Origin of the sequence: Brevundimonas sp. (genome assembly GCF_046295075.1) — a bacterium.
In the GTDB taxonomy this organism is placed as follows: Bacteria; Pseudomonadota; Alphaproteobacteria; order Caulobacterales; family Caulobacteraceae; genus Brevundimonas.
In genome coordinates, this window is the sequence record NZ_JBKBOC010000003.1 from 45,492 (window position 1) to 59,804 (window position 14,313).

The 14,313-nt window shown below is 66.9% G+C and carries 11 protein-coding genes; 4 read left to right on the top strand and 7 right to left on the bottom strand.

The window, feature by feature from the left end:
* The first annotated feature begins 1 nt into the window (after position 1).
* The 4 genes from mltG to ACK4MH_RS03620 all read left to right on the top strand — a co-directional run bounded on the left by mltG (position 2) and on the right by ACK4MH_RS03620 (position 4,626).
* Positions 2–1,162 carry an endolytic transglycosylase MltG gene (mltG, locus tag ACK4MH_RS03605; protein ID WP_409714867.1) on the top strand — a complete coding sequence of 387 codons (1,161 nt, stop codon included), beginning with the start codon at positions 2–4 and terminating at the stop codon, positions 1,160–1,162.
* Positions 1,159–2,043 (top strand): YicC/YloC family endoribonuclease, encoded by an 885-nt coding sequence (locus ACK4MH_RS03610; RefSeq protein ID WP_409714870.1) that lies wholly within the window; start codon positions 1,159–1,161, stop codon positions 2,041–2,043. Before mltG ends, ACK4MH_RS03610 begins: the two co-directional genes overlap by 4 nt.
* The gene (gene gmk, locus ACK4MH_RS03615) at positions 2,033–2,674 is read left to right on the top strand and encodes a guanylate kinase (RefSeq protein WP_135195780.1); all 642 of its coding nucleotides are present in this window, start codon (positions 2,033–2,035) and stop codon (positions 2,672–2,674) included. Before ACK4MH_RS03610 ends, gmk begins: the two co-directional genes overlap by 11 nt.
* A 200-nt stretch (positions 2,675–2,874) precedes the next feature.
* Positions 2,875–4,626: an ATP-binding protein gene (locus ACK4MH_RS03620; RefSeq protein WP_409714873.1), complete on the top strand. Its 1,752-nt coding sequence runs from the start codon at positions 2,875–2,877 to the stop codon at positions 4,624–4,626.
* On the opposite strand, the gene ACK4MH_RS03625 is transcribed toward ACK4MH_RS03620, so the two are convergent.
* The 7 genes from ACK4MH_RS03625 to ACK4MH_RS03655 all read right to left on the bottom strand — a co-directional run bounded on the left by ACK4MH_RS03625 (position 4,623) and on the right by ACK4MH_RS03655 (position 14,228).
* Positions 4,623–5,747, bottom strand: coding sequence for a pyridoxal phosphate-dependent aminotransferase (locus ACK4MH_RS03625; RefSeq protein WP_409714876.1), 1,125 nt, complete (start codon positions 5,745–5,747; stop codon positions 4,623–4,625). The genes ACK4MH_RS03620 and ACK4MH_RS03625 overlap by 4 nt on opposite strands.
* 471 nt (positions 5,748–6,218) lie before the next feature.
* Positions 6,219–7,028, bottom strand: a complete 810-nt coding sequence (gene rsmA, locus ACK4MH_RS03630; RefSeq protein ID WP_409714879.1) for a 16S rRNA (adenine(1518)-N(6)/adenine(1519)-N(6))-dimethyltransferase RsmA — start codon at positions 7,026–7,028, stop codon at positions 6,219–6,221.
* A gap of 8 nt (positions 7,029–7,036) precedes the next feature.
* Positions 7,037–8,041 (bottom strand): 4-hydroxythreonine-4-phosphate dehydrogenase PdxA, encoded by a 1,005-nt coding sequence (gene pdxA / locus ACK4MH_RS03635; protein WP_409714882.1) that lies wholly within the window; start codon positions 8,039–8,041, stop codon positions 7,037–7,039.
* The gene (locus ACK4MH_RS03640) at positions 8,038–9,399 is read right to left on the bottom strand and encodes a peptidylprolyl isomerase (RefSeq protein ID WP_409714885.1); all 1,362 of its coding nucleotides are present in this window, start codon (positions 9,397–9,399) and stop codon (positions 8,038–8,040) included. Before ACK4MH_RS03640 ends, pdxA begins: the two co-directional genes overlap by 4 nt.
* Before the next feature lie 72 nt (positions 9,400–9,471).
* Positions 9,472–11,922: an LPS-assembly protein LptD gene (locus ACK4MH_RS03645; RefSeq protein ID WP_409714888.1), complete on the bottom strand. Its 2,451-nt coding sequence runs from the start codon at positions 11,920–11,922 to the stop codon at positions 9,472–9,474.
* Between the two features lie 33 nt (positions 11,923–11,955).
* Positions 11,956–13,095 carry an LPS export ABC transporter permease LptG gene (lptG, locus tag ACK4MH_RS03650; RefSeq protein WP_409714890.1) on the bottom strand — a complete coding sequence of 380 codons (1,140 nt, stop codon included), beginning with the start codon at positions 13,093–13,095 and terminating at the stop codon, positions 11,956–11,958.
* Positions 13,092–14,228 (bottom strand): LptF/LptG family permease, encoded by a 1,137-nt coding sequence (locus ACK4MH_RS03655; RefSeq protein WP_409714893.1) that lies wholly within the window; start codon positions 14,226–14,228, stop codon positions 13,092–13,094. Before ACK4MH_RS03655 ends, lptG begins: the two co-directional genes overlap by 4 nt.
* Positions 14,229–14,313 lie beyond the last annotated feature (85 nt).

Here is a 14,313-nt window from a genome sequence, read left to right on the forward strand (position 1 = left end):
GATGTTCGGGCGGGGACGGGTCGAGAAATCCAGCGGGCGGTCGGGGTTCACGGTCTCGCTGCTGACCGCGTCCGCGACTTTCGGCCTGTTCCTGCTCGCGGCGCTGATCGCGGTGTGGGCGATCTATTATGCGCCGGGGCCGTCGGCGCGGCAGGGCGACAAGACGGTCGTGACCCTGGCCAGCGGATCGGGGGTCTCGGCCATCGCGGCGCGGATGAAGGCGGCGGGGGTGATCCGTTCGACGGATCTGTTCCGCGCGGCGGCGACCCTGACCGGGGCGGATCGTCGGCTGAGAGCCGGCGAATACGAGGTGCCGTCGGGCACGTCCCTGGCTGGGGTGCTGAACCTGCTGGTCGAGGGGCGGGTGGTGCGCCATTTCGTGACTTTGCCCGAGGGCTGGTCGTCTCTGCAGGCGGTGGACATCCTGAACAAGGAGCCGGTTCTGACCGGCGTGGTCGGCGAGACGCCCGAGGAAGGCAGCCTGTGGCCCGACACCTATGAGGTCTCGCGCGGCGATACGCGTCAGTCGGTGATCGACCGGATGCAGCGCGCGGCGAACGAGAACCTGCGTCTGCTGTGGAGCCAGCGATCGCCGGCCACGGTCGCGCGCACGCCCGAGGAGGCGGTGATCCTGGCCTCCATCGTGGAGAAGGAGACGGCGCTGGCGGCCGAGCGTCCGCGCGTGGCCGCGGTGTTTTCAAACCGGTTGCGGGCCGGGATGCGGTTGGAGAGCGATCCGACCATCGTCTATGGCGTGACCAAGGGACGGCCGCTAGGACGCGGCATCCGGCGTTCCGAGCTGTTGGCGCCGACGCCGTGGAACACCTATCAGATCAACGGCCTGCCGCCGACGCCCATCGCCAATCCGGGCAAGGAGGCGGTGCAGGCCGTGCTGAACCCGCCGGCTGATCCGGCCCTGTTCTTCGTCGCGGACGGATCGGGCGGACACGCCTTCGCCCAGACCTATGACGAGCATCTGCAGAACGTGGCGCGCTGGCGCCAGATCGAGCGTCAGAAGGCGGGCCTGCCACCCGAGGCCGCTCCGCCTGTGACGCCGGGGACCAGTGCGGCGCCGATGACGACCGAGCCGGCCGCTGCGCCCGTTGCCGGCGGACAGGCGACGATCACGCTTCCTGCAGGCGCGACGCAGGGATCACGATGAGCAGCCTATCTGGAATGACCGGCTTTGGCCGGGCGGACGGGGCGGGCGAAGGCTGGACCTGGTCGGTCGAGGCGCGCTCGGTCAACGGGCGCAATCTGGAGATCCGGTTCCGTGGACCGAACGGTTTCGATGCGCTGGAGCGGTCGGCCAAGGCGGCGGGCCAGGCGCCTTTCGCGCGGGGCCAGGTCACTATCGGCGTTCAGGCCAAACGAACAGAGGGGGGCGAGGCGGCGGTCACGATCAACGCCGCCGTGCTGGCGCGCTATCTGACCCTGGCCAATGAGCTGGCCGAGGACGGTGCGACGCCGCCGTCGGCCGACGGCCTGCTGGCCCTGCGCGGCGTGATCGAGGCGCCGGAAGAGGTGGACGATCCAGAGGCGCGGGCTGCGGTGGAGGCGGCCATGGCCCGCACCGTCGAAGAGGCGCTGGATGCGCTGAAAGCCTCGCGCCAGAACGAGGGCGCGCAGCTGACGCCGGTGCTGGAAGACTTTATCGCCCGGATCGAGACGCTGACGATGCAGGCCGAAGGCGAGGCGGCAGCCCAGGTCGAGACCATTCGCGAGCGTTTCACGCGTCGAATCTCCGAACTGGCGCCGGATGCGCCGGGTCTGGAAGACCGGATTTTTCTGGAGGCGGCCGCCCTGGCGATCAAGGCGGACGTGCGCGAGGAGCTGGATCGGCTGACGGCGCACGTCGCCTCGGCGCGCCAGCTTGTGGCCTCGGCGCCCGCCGGGCGCAAACTCGACTTCCTGATGCAAGAATTCATGCGTGAGGCCAACACGCTGTGCTCGAAATCCGCTACGACCGCGCTCACCGGAATCGGCCTGGAGCTCAAGGCCGTCATCGAACAGTTGCGTGAGCAGGTCCAGAATGTCGAATGAACGCACGCCCCGCCGGGGCGTCCTCCTGATCGTCGCCAGCCCGTCGGGCGCCGGCAAGACGTCGCTGTGTCGCCGGTTGATGGCGGATCACGGCGGGCTGGAGTTGTCCGTCTCCATGACCACGCGCGGCATTCGCCCGGGCGAGGTTCATGGGCGCGACTATAATTTCGTCGAGCATGACGAGTTTCAGCGGCTGATCGACCAGGACGCCTTCCTGGAATGGGCGGACGTTCACGGCAATCGCTACGGCAGCCCGCGCGCGCCGGTGGATCGGGCGCTGGCCGAGGGGCGCGACGTCCTGTTCGATATCGACTGGCAGGGCGCGCGCGACGTCGCCGAGAAATGCCCGGAGGACGCCGTGCGCGTCTTCATCCTGCCGCCCAGTCTGGAAGAGCTGCGCCGACGTCTGGTGACGCGGTCGCAGGACGCCGACGACGTGATCGAGCGCCGTGTCGCCAACGCCAAGGGCGAGATCGAACACTGCGACGCCTTCGACTATGTGCTGGTGAACGAGGACTTCGACCGATCCTACGCCGAGCTGGCCCACATCTATCATGCGGAGCGGTCGCGCCGCTTCCGTAACCTGTGGGTCGAGGACTATCGCACTGCGCTGCTGCGCGAGGTCGTCTGAATAAAAACAGCGCCGCGAGCCGTGGGGGTGACCGGCGGCGCTGCGGGTTACTCAACGCTACGCTACTGAAGCCGTTTTGCCGGACAGAAGGTTTCAGACGGTAAATACAGCGATAGGGAACATTCCCTAGCGGCTGAACGCGCTTGGTTTACGTCCTGTTCGCCCTCTTGACCTAACGTTAGGCGGTGAACGGGGGTATCATGCGTTTTCTGGATTCAATCGGGCCTCTTGTGGCCAGCAGCGCCAAGGAACGCGTCAAGCAGGTTCCGGTGAGGCTTCTGCTGGCAGTCGTGGTCGCTTGGGCGATGCATGCGGCCGACATGGGGCGGTGGATTCCCCTCTGGCTTGCCGTCGCGCTGCTCGTTCAAGCGTTCGAGCTGCTGGCCATGGCGCCGTTCAGGCGTGCAGAGCCTTCCCACGGCCGGTTTATGATCGCAGTAGCCTTGGCTTCCACCACCCTGATGGCGACGACCTATGGCGGCATGGCGCTGATCATCTGGTCTTCCAATCATCCAGCCCTGGTGACCTTGGCCGCACTGACGCTGGCGGGTGGGCTGTTGACCAATGTGGCGTCCGGGATCGGCTCGCGTACGATCTTCTTCATCGGCGGCGGACCCTATCTGGCGGTGCTGACGCTGATGCCTGTGGTCAAGATCATTCAGGGCGACACCCACGGCGTCGTAGTCATGACCCTGTCGGCCGCCCTGTTCGCGGGGGCGATCCTGAACGTCTATTGGCGGGTCCACGCTGCGCGTCAGGCCGAGATCCAGTCGCGCGCCGAGGCCGAACAGCGGCTGGAGCAGGCCCAGGCGGCCATGGCGGATCGCGCCGCGATGGCGGCCATCGTCAGCCACGAGCTGCGCACGCCCGTCAGCGCCATCCTGGCCGGCGCCCACGTCATTCGCGGCGGCAAGCTGCCCGAGCAGCGCGAGGAGACCGCCGACCTGATCATTGACGCCGGGCAGCTGATGACCGGGATGCTGAACGACCTGCTGGACCATTCGAAGATGGAGGCCGGGGCGATGTCGATGGAGAGCCGCGACTTCGAACTGGGCGACCTGATGCGCGACACGGCACGGTTCTGGGCGGCGCCAGCGGCCGAGAAGGGACTGACGCTGGAGATGTCGGGGGGCGAGGGTGACGCCGTCTGGCTGCGGGGCGATCCCTATCGTCTGCGCCAGATCATCAACAATCTGGTGTCGAATGCGATCAAGTTCACGCCGGCCGGCACGATCCGGCTGCAGGCCGCAGCGCCTCGCGCCGATGGCCGCCATCGTCTGACCTTGACCGTCACCGATCAGGGGGCAGGCATCACGCCTGAAGCTATGAGCAGGCTTTTCACGCCGTTCGCGCAAGGATCAGCCGAGGTGGCGCGCACCTATGGCGGGACAGGGCTGGGGCTGACCGTCAGCCGCGAGCTGGCGCGATTGATGGGCGGCGACCTGACGGTCGAGAGCGTGCCGGGGCAGGGAGCGGCCTTCACCCTGTGCATAGACCTGCCTGCAGGAGAGCCGACGCAAGCCGAGAACAGCCTGGATGCCGTGGCGCCGGTGTTGGCGCGCCGTATCCGGGTGCTGGCCGTGGACGATCACGAGATCAACCGTCGCACCATCTCCCTGGTGCTCCAGCCGCTGGACGTGGACCTGGCGACCGCCTCGGACGGTCATCTGGCGCTGGCGCTGCTGGCCGAGCGGCCGTTCGATGTCGTGCTGATGGACGTCAACATGCCGGGCATAGACGGCAATGAGGCGACGCGCCGTCTGCGAGCGTCAGGCGGCATCAACGCCGCTGTGCCGGTGATCGGGTTCAGCGCGGGGACCGAGGATGCGCAGGTTCAGGCCTGTTATGCGGCGGGCATGACGGACTGGCTGGCCAAGCCGCTGGAGCCTCGCAAGCTCTACGACGCCTTGCACAAGGCGACGTCGTCGGGCGGGCAGGCCGAAGCGGCTTAGGCTAGGGCGGCGAACCAGGGGCGCAGACGATTCAGGGCGTCCTCGATCTCTGGCGTCGAGACTGCGAAGCTGAAGCGGATGAAACGATGGCCGTCCACGGGGTCGAAGTCGACGCCGGGTGCGGTGGCGACCCCGGTGTCGCGGAGCAACCGTTCGCAGAAGGCCACGCTGTCGTCCGTAAGATGACCGATGTCGGCCCAGATGTAGAAGGCGCCGTCCGGTGGCGCGATCTTTTTCAGGCCCAGGGCGGGCAGGGCTTCAAGCATCAGGTCGCGGTTACGGGCGTAGTTGTGGATATGGCCTTCCAACTCATCGACCGCGTCCATGGCGACGAGGCCGGCGTGCTGGCTGAGCGACGGCGGGGTCAGGAACATGTTGCCGATATAGGCGCGGGCGGCGTCGATCCGGGCCTCTGGCACCAGAAGCCAGCCCAGGCGCCAGCCGGCCATGCTCCAGTATTTGGAGAAGCTGTTGATCACCACGGCGTCGAGGGCGAACTGCAGCATCGACGGGGTCGGGCCGACGTAGCTGAGGCCGTGATAGATCTCGTCCGAGACGATGGCGATGTTGCGGGCGCGGCAGACCTCGGCGATGGCGGCGAGTTCGGCCTCGGGGATGACGGTGCCGGTCGGATTGGCGGGGCTGGCGATGATGACGCCGTCGGGGGCAGGATCCAGGGCTTCCAGTTGGTCGGCGGTCAGCTGGAACCGGGTCTCGGCTCCGCAGGCGATCTCGACGGGTTCAAGGTGCAGGGCGCGCAGGGTGTTGCGGTAGGCGACATAGCCGGGGCGAGCCAGGGCGATCCGGTGGCCGGGCTTGAACAGGGTGCTGAGCGCCAGGACTAGGGCCGGCGATGCGCCGCAGGTCAGCAGGATGCGGTTCGGATCGACTGCGACGCCGTAGCGCTCGTCATACAGCCGCGCGATTCGGCCGCGCAGGTCGGGGCTTTCCCAATAGCCCATGGCGTCGGCGTCCAGCACCTCGTGCGCGCGGGCGATGGCTGCGGCGGGCGCGCCGGTCGAGGGCTGGCCGAACTCCATATGGATGATAGACCGGCCTTCGGCCTTCAGCTGGTGCGCCAGTCGGCTGACGGAGATGGCGCGGAAGGGTTCGACGGTCATGGGATCACTTACGTTCTAGGCGTTGAGCCAGCGTCGACAAGAACCAAACCATTCCCATGCACAAAACGCCCAAGGTCACTGTCATCCAGCCTGTCGGCGTAGGATGAACATCAATCCAGCTAGGGTTGTTGTCGAGAATGCACCCCCAAGAGCCGTGAACTACAATGTTGATCAAACCTGCGTTGATGATGTGCAAAGCACAGGCGTAACCTATGGCCCTCAGCGCGACGTTCGGTCCCCAATAGATTGTAGAGCAGAGGAGGATGAAGCTAGATGCACCAGCGAACCAGGGTGCTTCCTGTATTACTGATAGAACGTTGCAGGATAGACTCATCGCCCTGCTGAAAGCCGCCAGAGCAAACTGCGCGAACAAGCCAAAAGCCATCACTACGCAGAAGATGGCCCTAGGCCAGCGATGACGGCGAACTGACGGCAATACGCGGTGCTCTATCTTGCCCAAGACACCACGCCCTACTGCAGCGCGTCCGCCAGACGAAGGAAGCCCGCGACGTCCACGGTTTCAGCCCGCACGTCCGGCTCGATCCGGGCAGCCTCGCATAGCTCGGCGCCGCCCAGCTGTTTCAGGCTGGATCGCAGCATCTTGCGGCGCTGGCCGAAGGCGGCGGCGGTGACGCGCTCCAGCTTCTTCAGGCGCTCTGGCGACGGGCGTGCGTCCAGCGGGACCAGATGGACCACGGCCGAGGCCACCTTGGGCGGCGGGGTGAAGGCGGCGGCCGGCAGGTGCATGACGATGCGGGCGGTGCAGACGGCCTGGGCGATGACCGCCAGACGGCCATAGGCGTCCTCGCCCGGACCGGCGGCGACGCGTTCGGCGACTTCCTTCTGGAACATCAGGGTCAGGCTGTGCGGCAGCCAGGGGCCGGTCAGCCATTTGATCAGCAGAGGGGTGCCGACGTTGTAGGGCAGGTTGGAGACCATATGGGTCGGGCCGGAGACAAGATCGGCCTCCTTAACCTTCAGCGCATCGGCCTCGACGATGGTCAGGCGGCCCGAGCCGTCGTCCAGTTCGGTCAGCAGGGGAATGAAGCGCGGATCCTTTTCGACCAGAACCACGGGGCCGGCGTCGGATTCCAGCAGGGCGCGGGTCAGGCCGCCGGGGCCGGGACCGACCTCGATCACGGCGCGGCCCTCGAACGGGCCAGCCATGCGGACGATCTTGCGCGTCACATTGAGGTCCAGCAGGAAATGCTGGCCGAAGCTCTTCTTGGCCAGCAGACCGTGGGCGTCGAGGGTTTCGCGGAGGGAGGGAAGGTCGGTCACACGCCCTGTTAGCGCGCGGCGCGAGCCGCCGCCATCTCCGATGCCAGACGAATGGCGGCGATCAGGCTATCGGGACGCGCGATGCCCTTGCCTGCGATGTCGAAACCGGTGCCGTGATCGGGCGAGGTGCGGATGATGGGCAGGCCCAGCGAGACGTTGACCCCACCCCAGAAGTCCAGCGTCTTGACCGGGATCAAGGCCTGGTCGTGATACATGCAGATGGCGGCGTCATAGGTAGCGCGCGCCTCGTCATGGAACATCGTGTCGGCAGGGCGCGGATCTGTGATGTCGATCCCTTCGGCGCGGAGTTGTTCGGCGACAGGGATCAGAATGTCGAGTTCCTGAAGCCCCAGGGCGCCGCCTTCGCCCGCATGGGGGTTCAGGGCGGCCATGGCCAGGCGCGGGCGGGCGATGGCGAAGTCGCGCTTCAGGCTTTCATGGACGACGCGGGCGGTGCGGGCGACGCGCTCGGCCGTTACCAGTTCCGGCACCTGATCCAGGGCCACATGGATGGTGACCAGACAGGCGCGCAGGTTTTGCGCCGTCAGCATCATCACCGGCCCGCGCGTGCCGGAATAGGGGGCGTCGGCGGTCAGTTCGGCAATGAACTCGGTATGGCCGGGAAAGCGGAAGCCCGAGGCGTACATCGGCGCCTTGGCGATGGGGGCGGTCACGACGCCCGACGCCTCGCCGGACAGGGCGAAGCTGACGGCTTCCTCGATACCGTCCGCGACGGCGGCGGCGTTAGCGGGGTCGGGGCGTCCGACCTCGACCGGCGCGGGCAGGGGACGGTGGATGACCGGCAGGGCAGAGGCGAAGCGGCCGTGGGCGTCGACGGGGCCATTGACCTCGACGACCGGCACGCCTTGGGCCCGCAGGAGAGGGGCGTCGCCGATGACGGCGAAGGCGAAGGCCTCGCTGTTCAGCGCCTTCCAGGCGGCGGCCACGATCTCGGGCCCGACGCCGGCGGGTTCGCCCAGCGTCAGGACCAGAGGCGCGACCGCTGGGGTCATTTGAACTCGATCAGGGCGTCGCTGCGCAGGTCACGCAGATAGCGACGCTCCAGCACGGCCAGGTTCTGAGCGCGCAGGCGGTTTTCGACCTGCTGGCGGTTCGGCGCTTCCGGGCCGCCCACGCGACGACCACAGACGGCGACCAGGTGCAGACCCAGCGGGGTACGGATCGGGGTGGAGACCGTGCCGATCTCGCCGGTGCGGGCGAACTGCTGGAACTGGGGCGCCAGGTTGGCGACGTCGGATTCGCCCAGGTCGGCGCCGAGGACGCCCTCGGTCGCGCGCGCCTGGGAGATGATGTTGTCGCAGGTCAGGCCGGTCCGCATCGCTTCCAGCTTGGCGCCGGCGGCCGCGACATCGGCTTCCGAGGCGGTTTCGGGCAGTTCGACCATGACCTGCCGCAGCGAGACCAGGCTGGTCGAGGCGCCATCGCGCTTGTCGCGCAGATACAGGATGTAGACGCCGCCATCGACGACGATGGGGTTGGACAACTGACCCGGTTGAAGCTGTTCCAGGACGGTCTGAACGGCCGGTTGCAGCGAATCCTTCACCACCCAGCCGGCGTCGCCGGGGACGCGGGCGTTGGCGGACGGGGCCGAGGAGAACTGTTGCGCGACGGCCTGGAAAGGCGCGCCGCCGATGATCTGTTGCACCAGTTGCCGGGCGCCGTTCAGCGCCGCCTGGGCGCCGCCGACGCGAGCGGCGTCTATGTAGATTTCACCGATCAGAAACTGCGGCTTCGACGCGGCCTCGTTCAGGCGACGGACTTCCTGATCGACCTGCAGGGTGCTGGGGCGGGCGCGGCTGTTAAAACGGCCGGGAATCAGCTGACCCCAGCCGATCTGGGTGCGCAGGTTCTCGCGGAAGGCGGCGGGCTGGATGCCTCCCTGTTGCAGGAACTGCAGATAGGCGGCGGGCGCCGTGCCGGCCGCACGCGCCATTTCGGCGATCTCGGCATCGACCTCTTCGTCCGTGACCTTCAGGCTCTCGAACTTGGCCATCTCCTGGGTCTTCAGGCGATCTTCGATCAGGGCGTTGAGGGCGGCCTGCTGGATGGCGGGCAGGTTCTGCTCGGTCGGCTGGACCTGGGACGAGGCGATCAGCATCAGCATGCGCTGGCGCAGATCATAGCCCGTGATGATCTTGTCGTTGACGGTGGCGACGATGCCGTCGGCCATCTCGAACTGAGGTTCGGCGCGAGCGGCGGCCGGCGCCTCTTCGGCCGCAGGATTGGGCGCACCGGCCGCAGGGCCTTGCGCGGGAGCCTGAACGGGCGCGGGCGCCGTCTGGCCATGGGCAGAACCGGCGAGCAGGAACGCCGCGAGCGCAGCCCCCGTCGAATAACGCATCAAACCCATTGGTCGTCCTGATTCCTCACAGCGGTCCGCCAGCCAGGCCGGCAGGCGGTCGCGCCCCGTAAAGCGTCATGCTCAACGCATATCGCCCTGTCCATAACCTGAACCTCCGAAAGTGGCGAGGTTTAGGCGCACATAGATGCCTTCTGAAGGCCCGCCGGGCCGCGCACGGGTGTTGTCGCGGCGGTAGCCCAGTTCGAAGCGAAGGCAATCGTCGTCGAAGAGCACGCCGACCTCGGATCGGGTGATCTCATTCTGATCCAGATCGGCGATGCCGGCGACGGCGACGCCCCAGTTGCCATACACGAACTGCTGACCCGCCAGTTGGACGAACTCGTAGTTCCGGTTCAGCACGCCATCGATCGGGTTCGACTGATCCAGGATGTAGCTGACGGTGGCCAGGTTGCGACGGCCCCAGCGGCCATCGACGGCCGCCTCGGCGCGACGCACGTCGCCCGAGCCGTCGATGGTGGCGTGAACCCAACTGCGGATGCGGTCGGACGGCGAATAGTCGCCTTGAACCACCCAGTCGGAGGTCTCGGCGGCCAGACCCGTCGGATCATACAGGCGCGCGGGATCGTCCGGGATGGAGGTGCGGAAGTCGTCCTGCTGGTCGAAGCGATAGCTGCGGCCGACGAACAGGCTGGCCTTGCGACCCTCGGCCCAGCGGATGGTGGCGCGTCCGCCGGCGGTCAGGCGCACGCCGCCCTCCAGCAGGTCGTAGCCTGAGAAGCGATCCATGCGGAACAGGGACGATTCGTCCAGCTCCAGAACCTGGGAGTCCTCGATGGGGATACGACGATCCAGGCTGACCTTGTTGGAGACCGAAAGCTGGCCGACCGGCTCAAGGATGATGTCGGCGTCGCTGATGCGTTTGACCAAAGGATAGCTGACATCCACGCCGGCGCTAAGGCGCGAGCGGCTGACGGTCGCGTCGCTGTCGATGCCCATCATCGGCGGCAGATCGGACATGGAATAGAGATCGACGCGGGTGTCGATGAAGGGCTCGACGCGGATCCCGACCGGCAGGATGACGGTGCGACGCCATTCCACCTGTCCCGTGATGCGTCGGCTGTCGACGCCGCTGAGACCCGTCGTGACAGCCGGCACGATCTCGGGATTGAGAATCGGCGCGCCGACGAAGGCGTCGCGGTAGAGCGAAACGGCCGAGCCCTTGAGGCGCAGACGCCCGCCGAAGACCAGTTCGTGCGGCTCCCACCGCGCATCGATCAGCGGGGCGACCAGGGGCAGGGTGTCGTCGTTCTCGAACACCTTGAAGCCGTTGGCGTCGCGGAAGTCGTTCGCGGCGAAGGCGGGGTTCAGGCGCAGGCTCTGGATCGAGAAGGCGGCGACCGAAACATAGGAGCGGTCGGTCTGATGCTCGGCGTAGATCTGGCTGATCAGACGGCGGCGGTCGCCGTAGTAGAGGCCGTTGTCCTGATAGGGCGAACGCACATCATAACGGTCGAACAGGGTCTTGTCCGACGTCCGCTCGGCCGTGAAGCCGAAACGCCAGGGACCGTCGGGGTCGAACTCGCCGTGCGACAGCAGATAGCTGCGGCTCTTGCGGTCGCCGAAATCGACATTGCTCTCGAAGTCGCCGTCGCCGTCCAGATCGAAATCGCCGAACTCGCGGGCATAGGTATAGCCGCCGCGCGCCACGATCATGCCGTTGGCGAACCGGCGGCGCCATTGCAGGTTCAGCAGCGGGGCGACGGAGGTGTTGATCTGGGGGCTGATCAGCCAGTCCTCGGACGGCGAGACGACGTGGAGGTAGGGAACCTCGACCGAGACGCCGCGCCCTTCGTCATAGTTGACGATCGGCACCAGGAAGCCCGACGCCCGCTCGACCGTCGGGTCGGGGTGGGCGAAGAAGGGGGTGTAGAAGACCGGCACGGGGCCGATATAGAAGACCGCGTTGCGATACAGGATGGCGCGCAGTTGCTCGTCCTGCACCACCTTCTCGGCCTGGATCGAGATGGTCGGCGTCTTCGGCCCGCCGTCGTCGCAGATGGGGCAGGGAGTGAAGCGCGCGTAGTTCAGCTCGTTGACGGTTTCGCTGCGACGCATGGCCGTGGCGGCCATCAGGCTGGCGCCGTTCGACAGGCGCGTTGCGAAATCGACGGCGACGCCGGTGGTCAGGTCTTTGTCCAGTTCGAGACGGCTGGCGTAGACGACCGTCCCGTCCGGCGCGATGGCCTCGACCTGGCCTTCGCCGGTCGCCGAACCTGCGTTCAGGTCATAGGACAGGTTCTCGCCGCGCAGCACATGGCCGCGGGTGCGCACATAGGCGCGGTTTTCGGGCGTGCCGCTGACGACGATGTCAGCGCCCTCGCGGCGGGCGTTGTCGGCATCGACATAGACGGCTTCGGGCGGCAGGCCGTCGGCAGGCGCGGTCGTGGTCGCGGCCGGAACGGTTTGCGCCAGAACAGGCATGGCGAAGGGCGCGCAGGCGACCAGGGTCGCACCGGCGAGAAGCCTTGCTCTGAAAGCGTTGAAGCGCCGATCGCGGCGATCACCCTGCATAGGCCATCCGTATTCTGAGAAGCGAGCGCCCGATTAGCCGTCTTCAGTATAGAACAGCAAGGTAAAGGCTGCGAGCGCCGTCAGAACGGGCGGGAGCCACGCGGCGACAAAGGGCGCCACGACCTCGGCCGATCCCATCGCCGAAGAAAACTGGTTCAGGAAGAAGAAGGCGAAACCCAGGACCACGGCGGACACGCTCATCCGCGCCAGATCGCCCAGACGCATCAGCCGAAGCGAGAAGGCGGCGGCCAGAATCGACATGGCCGCGAACACCAGCGGCGTGGCCAGAAGCTGCTGGAAGCGCAGGCGGTAGGCCGTGGAGGTGAAACCGGCGTTCTCGATCCGACTGATCTGGTTGGGCAGGGACCAGAAGGGGGTCGATTGCGGCCGCGCGAAACGGTCGAAGGCCTCTTCGTCGGCCAAACTGGAGACCAGGGTCAGGCTGGAATAGGTCACGGCGCGCTGGCCGATCTGGGCGCCGACGGCGTCGGTCAAGCGCCAGGCGCCCGCATTCAGCGAGGCCGACTTGGCGTCGATCCGTTCGGAGAAGGTGCGGCCGCCGCCGGGGGCGGTCGTGTAGATGAAGAAGCTGACGTTCAGCAGGCGGGCGTTGGCGCGGTCCTGCTGTCCGGCGCGGATGATCATCTGACGCTGGTCGTCGCCTTCGCGCAGCCAGATCGCCTCCTTGGGGTCGCCGCCGGGCGCCGTGCCGGAGATGCGCGCGCGTTCGCGTTGCCACAGGCCGTCGCCGGCCGAGGCCATCGGGCCCAGAACGGTGACGGTCAGAATGCCTAAAACAAAGGCCATGCCGGCCGCGGGCAGGACGAAGCGCCAGGCGGACACGCCGGCGGCGCGCATGGCGATCAGTTCGCTGCGCCGGTTCAGGCTGATGAAGGCCGACAGGGTGCCGAACAGGAAGACGAAAGGCATCAGCTGCACGATCACCGACGGCGACTTGAGCAGCACCAGGCCGAAGATCCGCGCCGCCGACAGGTCCTGGGCCGAGCCGACGCCGCGCGAGACCTCGACGAAGTCGATCAGCATGACCAGGGCCGAGATCACGGCCAGGGCCACGCCCAGCGACTTGAGCTGCTGGACCAGCACATAGCGTTCAATCCCGCCGAGGCGAGGAATATGCGGCGAACGACGGCCCGGCATGAGCGCGGTGGTCATGCGAACCTCGCTTTCAGGTCGCGCACGAAGAGCCAGCGCTTGCTGCGTCGCGGCTTCAGCGCGCGAAACAGGACGCGCAGGGCGATGGCGATGGCGATGACGGGCACCACATATTGGAGAATGTTCATCCAGCCATTCCAGGCGCTGGCGGCGACGAGGCCATAGCCGATGACGCGCAGCAGCAGGAACAGGCCCGCCGCCTTGGCGATCCGCAGCGTATAGCCGGTCCTGCTGAAGGCGCCGCCCAGGATGGCGGACAGGGCCAGGGCCATGGCGACCAGGGCATAGAGCGGCGAGGACAGGCGTGAATGGGCCTCGGCCAGCAATTCCCCGCGCGACCCGGCGACTTCGATCACCTTGGCCGTCGGGTTCAGCAGTTGGCGCAGATAAAGGTCCGTCGGCTTGTAGCGGATGGTGTCGGTGACGCCGACGAAGGGGGCGAGCGAAAAGTCGTATCGGCCGAACGACAGGGTCTCCAGCACGCCGCCCGACGAGTAACGCTGGGCCGAGCCGTCGAGCATGGTCAGGACCGGCGTCCCGCCTGCGTCACGGCTGAACCGGGCCTCAGAGGCGTTCCAGGTCGTGACCTTTTCCTTGTCGTCCAGATAGACGAACAGGTTCTTCAGCAGACCGTTCTGTTCGATCTGCTGCACATAGACGGTCAGGCCGTCAGGCCCCTGGACGAACTGGCCTTCCTCGACCAGCAGAGCGGCGAGGTCGGTGCGGATATCGAAGGCCTGACGCCGGGCCTCCTGCTGCGCCCAGGGCAAGAGGAAGACGTTGACCAGCAGGGTGACCAAAGCGACCAGAACAGCGATGCGGGCGGCGGGCGAGATCAACTGCCAGCGCGTCATGCCGCCGGCGAAGGCCGCCGTCAGTTCTTGTTCGCGTTGCAACCGCGTCAGGGCGATCAGGGCGCCGACGAAAAGACCTATGGGCAGAATCACCGAAAGCAGTTGCGGCAGGGCCAGCAGGGTCAGTTTGATCATGACCCACACGCTCTGGCCCCGCTCCACGATCACCTGGAGTTGGTCGAGGCTTTGGCTCAGAATCCCGATTCCCGCCAAGGCTGCGCACGCAGCGATCACGGGGAACAGGATCTGGCGGAAAAGGTATCTTTGAATCAGGTTCATGGGCGGTTGGACTTCGCCCGGTTGCAGGCGGCGATATTGAGGCGCATCTAGTAGCACATCAGGGCGCGTCCGCGACAAGCAGACG

What these genes read in the sequence shown, in the direction of transcription:
- mltG (WP_409714867.1), top strand. Translation starts at nt 2, where the DNA reads ATGTTCGGGCGGGGACGGGTCGAGAAATCCAGCGGGCGGTCGGGGTTC.
- ACK4MH_RS03610 (WP_409714870.1), top strand. Translation starts at nt 1,159, where the DNA reads ATGAGCAGCCTATCTGGAATGACCGGCTTTGGCCGGGCGGACGGGGCG.
- gmk (WP_135195780.1), top strand. Translation starts at nt 2,033, where the DNA reads ATGTCGAATGAACGCACGCCCCGCCGGGGCGTCCTCCTGATCGTCGCC.
- ACK4MH_RS03620 (WP_409714873.1), top strand. Translation starts at nt 2,875, where the DNA reads ATGCGTTTTCTGGATTCAATCGGGCCTCTTGTGGCCAGCAGCGCCAAG.
- ACK4MH_RS03625 (WP_409714876.1), bottom strand. Translation starts at nt 5,747, where the DNA reads ATGACCGTCGAACCCTTCCGCGCCATCTCCGTCAGCCGACTGGCGCAC.
- pdxA (WP_409714882.1), bottom strand. Translation starts at nt 8,041, where the DNA reads ATGACCCCAGCGGTCGCGCCTCTGGTCCTGACGCTGGGCGAACCCGCC.
- ACK4MH_RS03640 (WP_409714885.1), bottom strand. Translation starts at nt 9,399, where the DNA reads ATGGGTTTGATGCGTTATTCGACGGGGGCTGCGCTCGCGGCGTTCCTG.
- ACK4MH_RS03645 (WP_409714888.1), bottom strand. Translation starts at nt 11,922, where the DNA reads ATGCAGGGTGATCGCCGCGATCGGCGCTTCAACGCTTTCAGAGCAAGG.
- lptG (WP_409714890.1), bottom strand. Translation starts at nt 13,095, where the DNA reads ATGACCACCGCGCTCATGCCGGGCCGTCGTTCGCCGCATATTCCTCGC.
- ACK4MH_RS03655 (WP_409714893.1), bottom strand. Translation starts at nt 14,228, where the DNA reads ATGAACCTGATTCAAAGATACCTTTTCCGCCAGATCCTGTTCCCCGTG.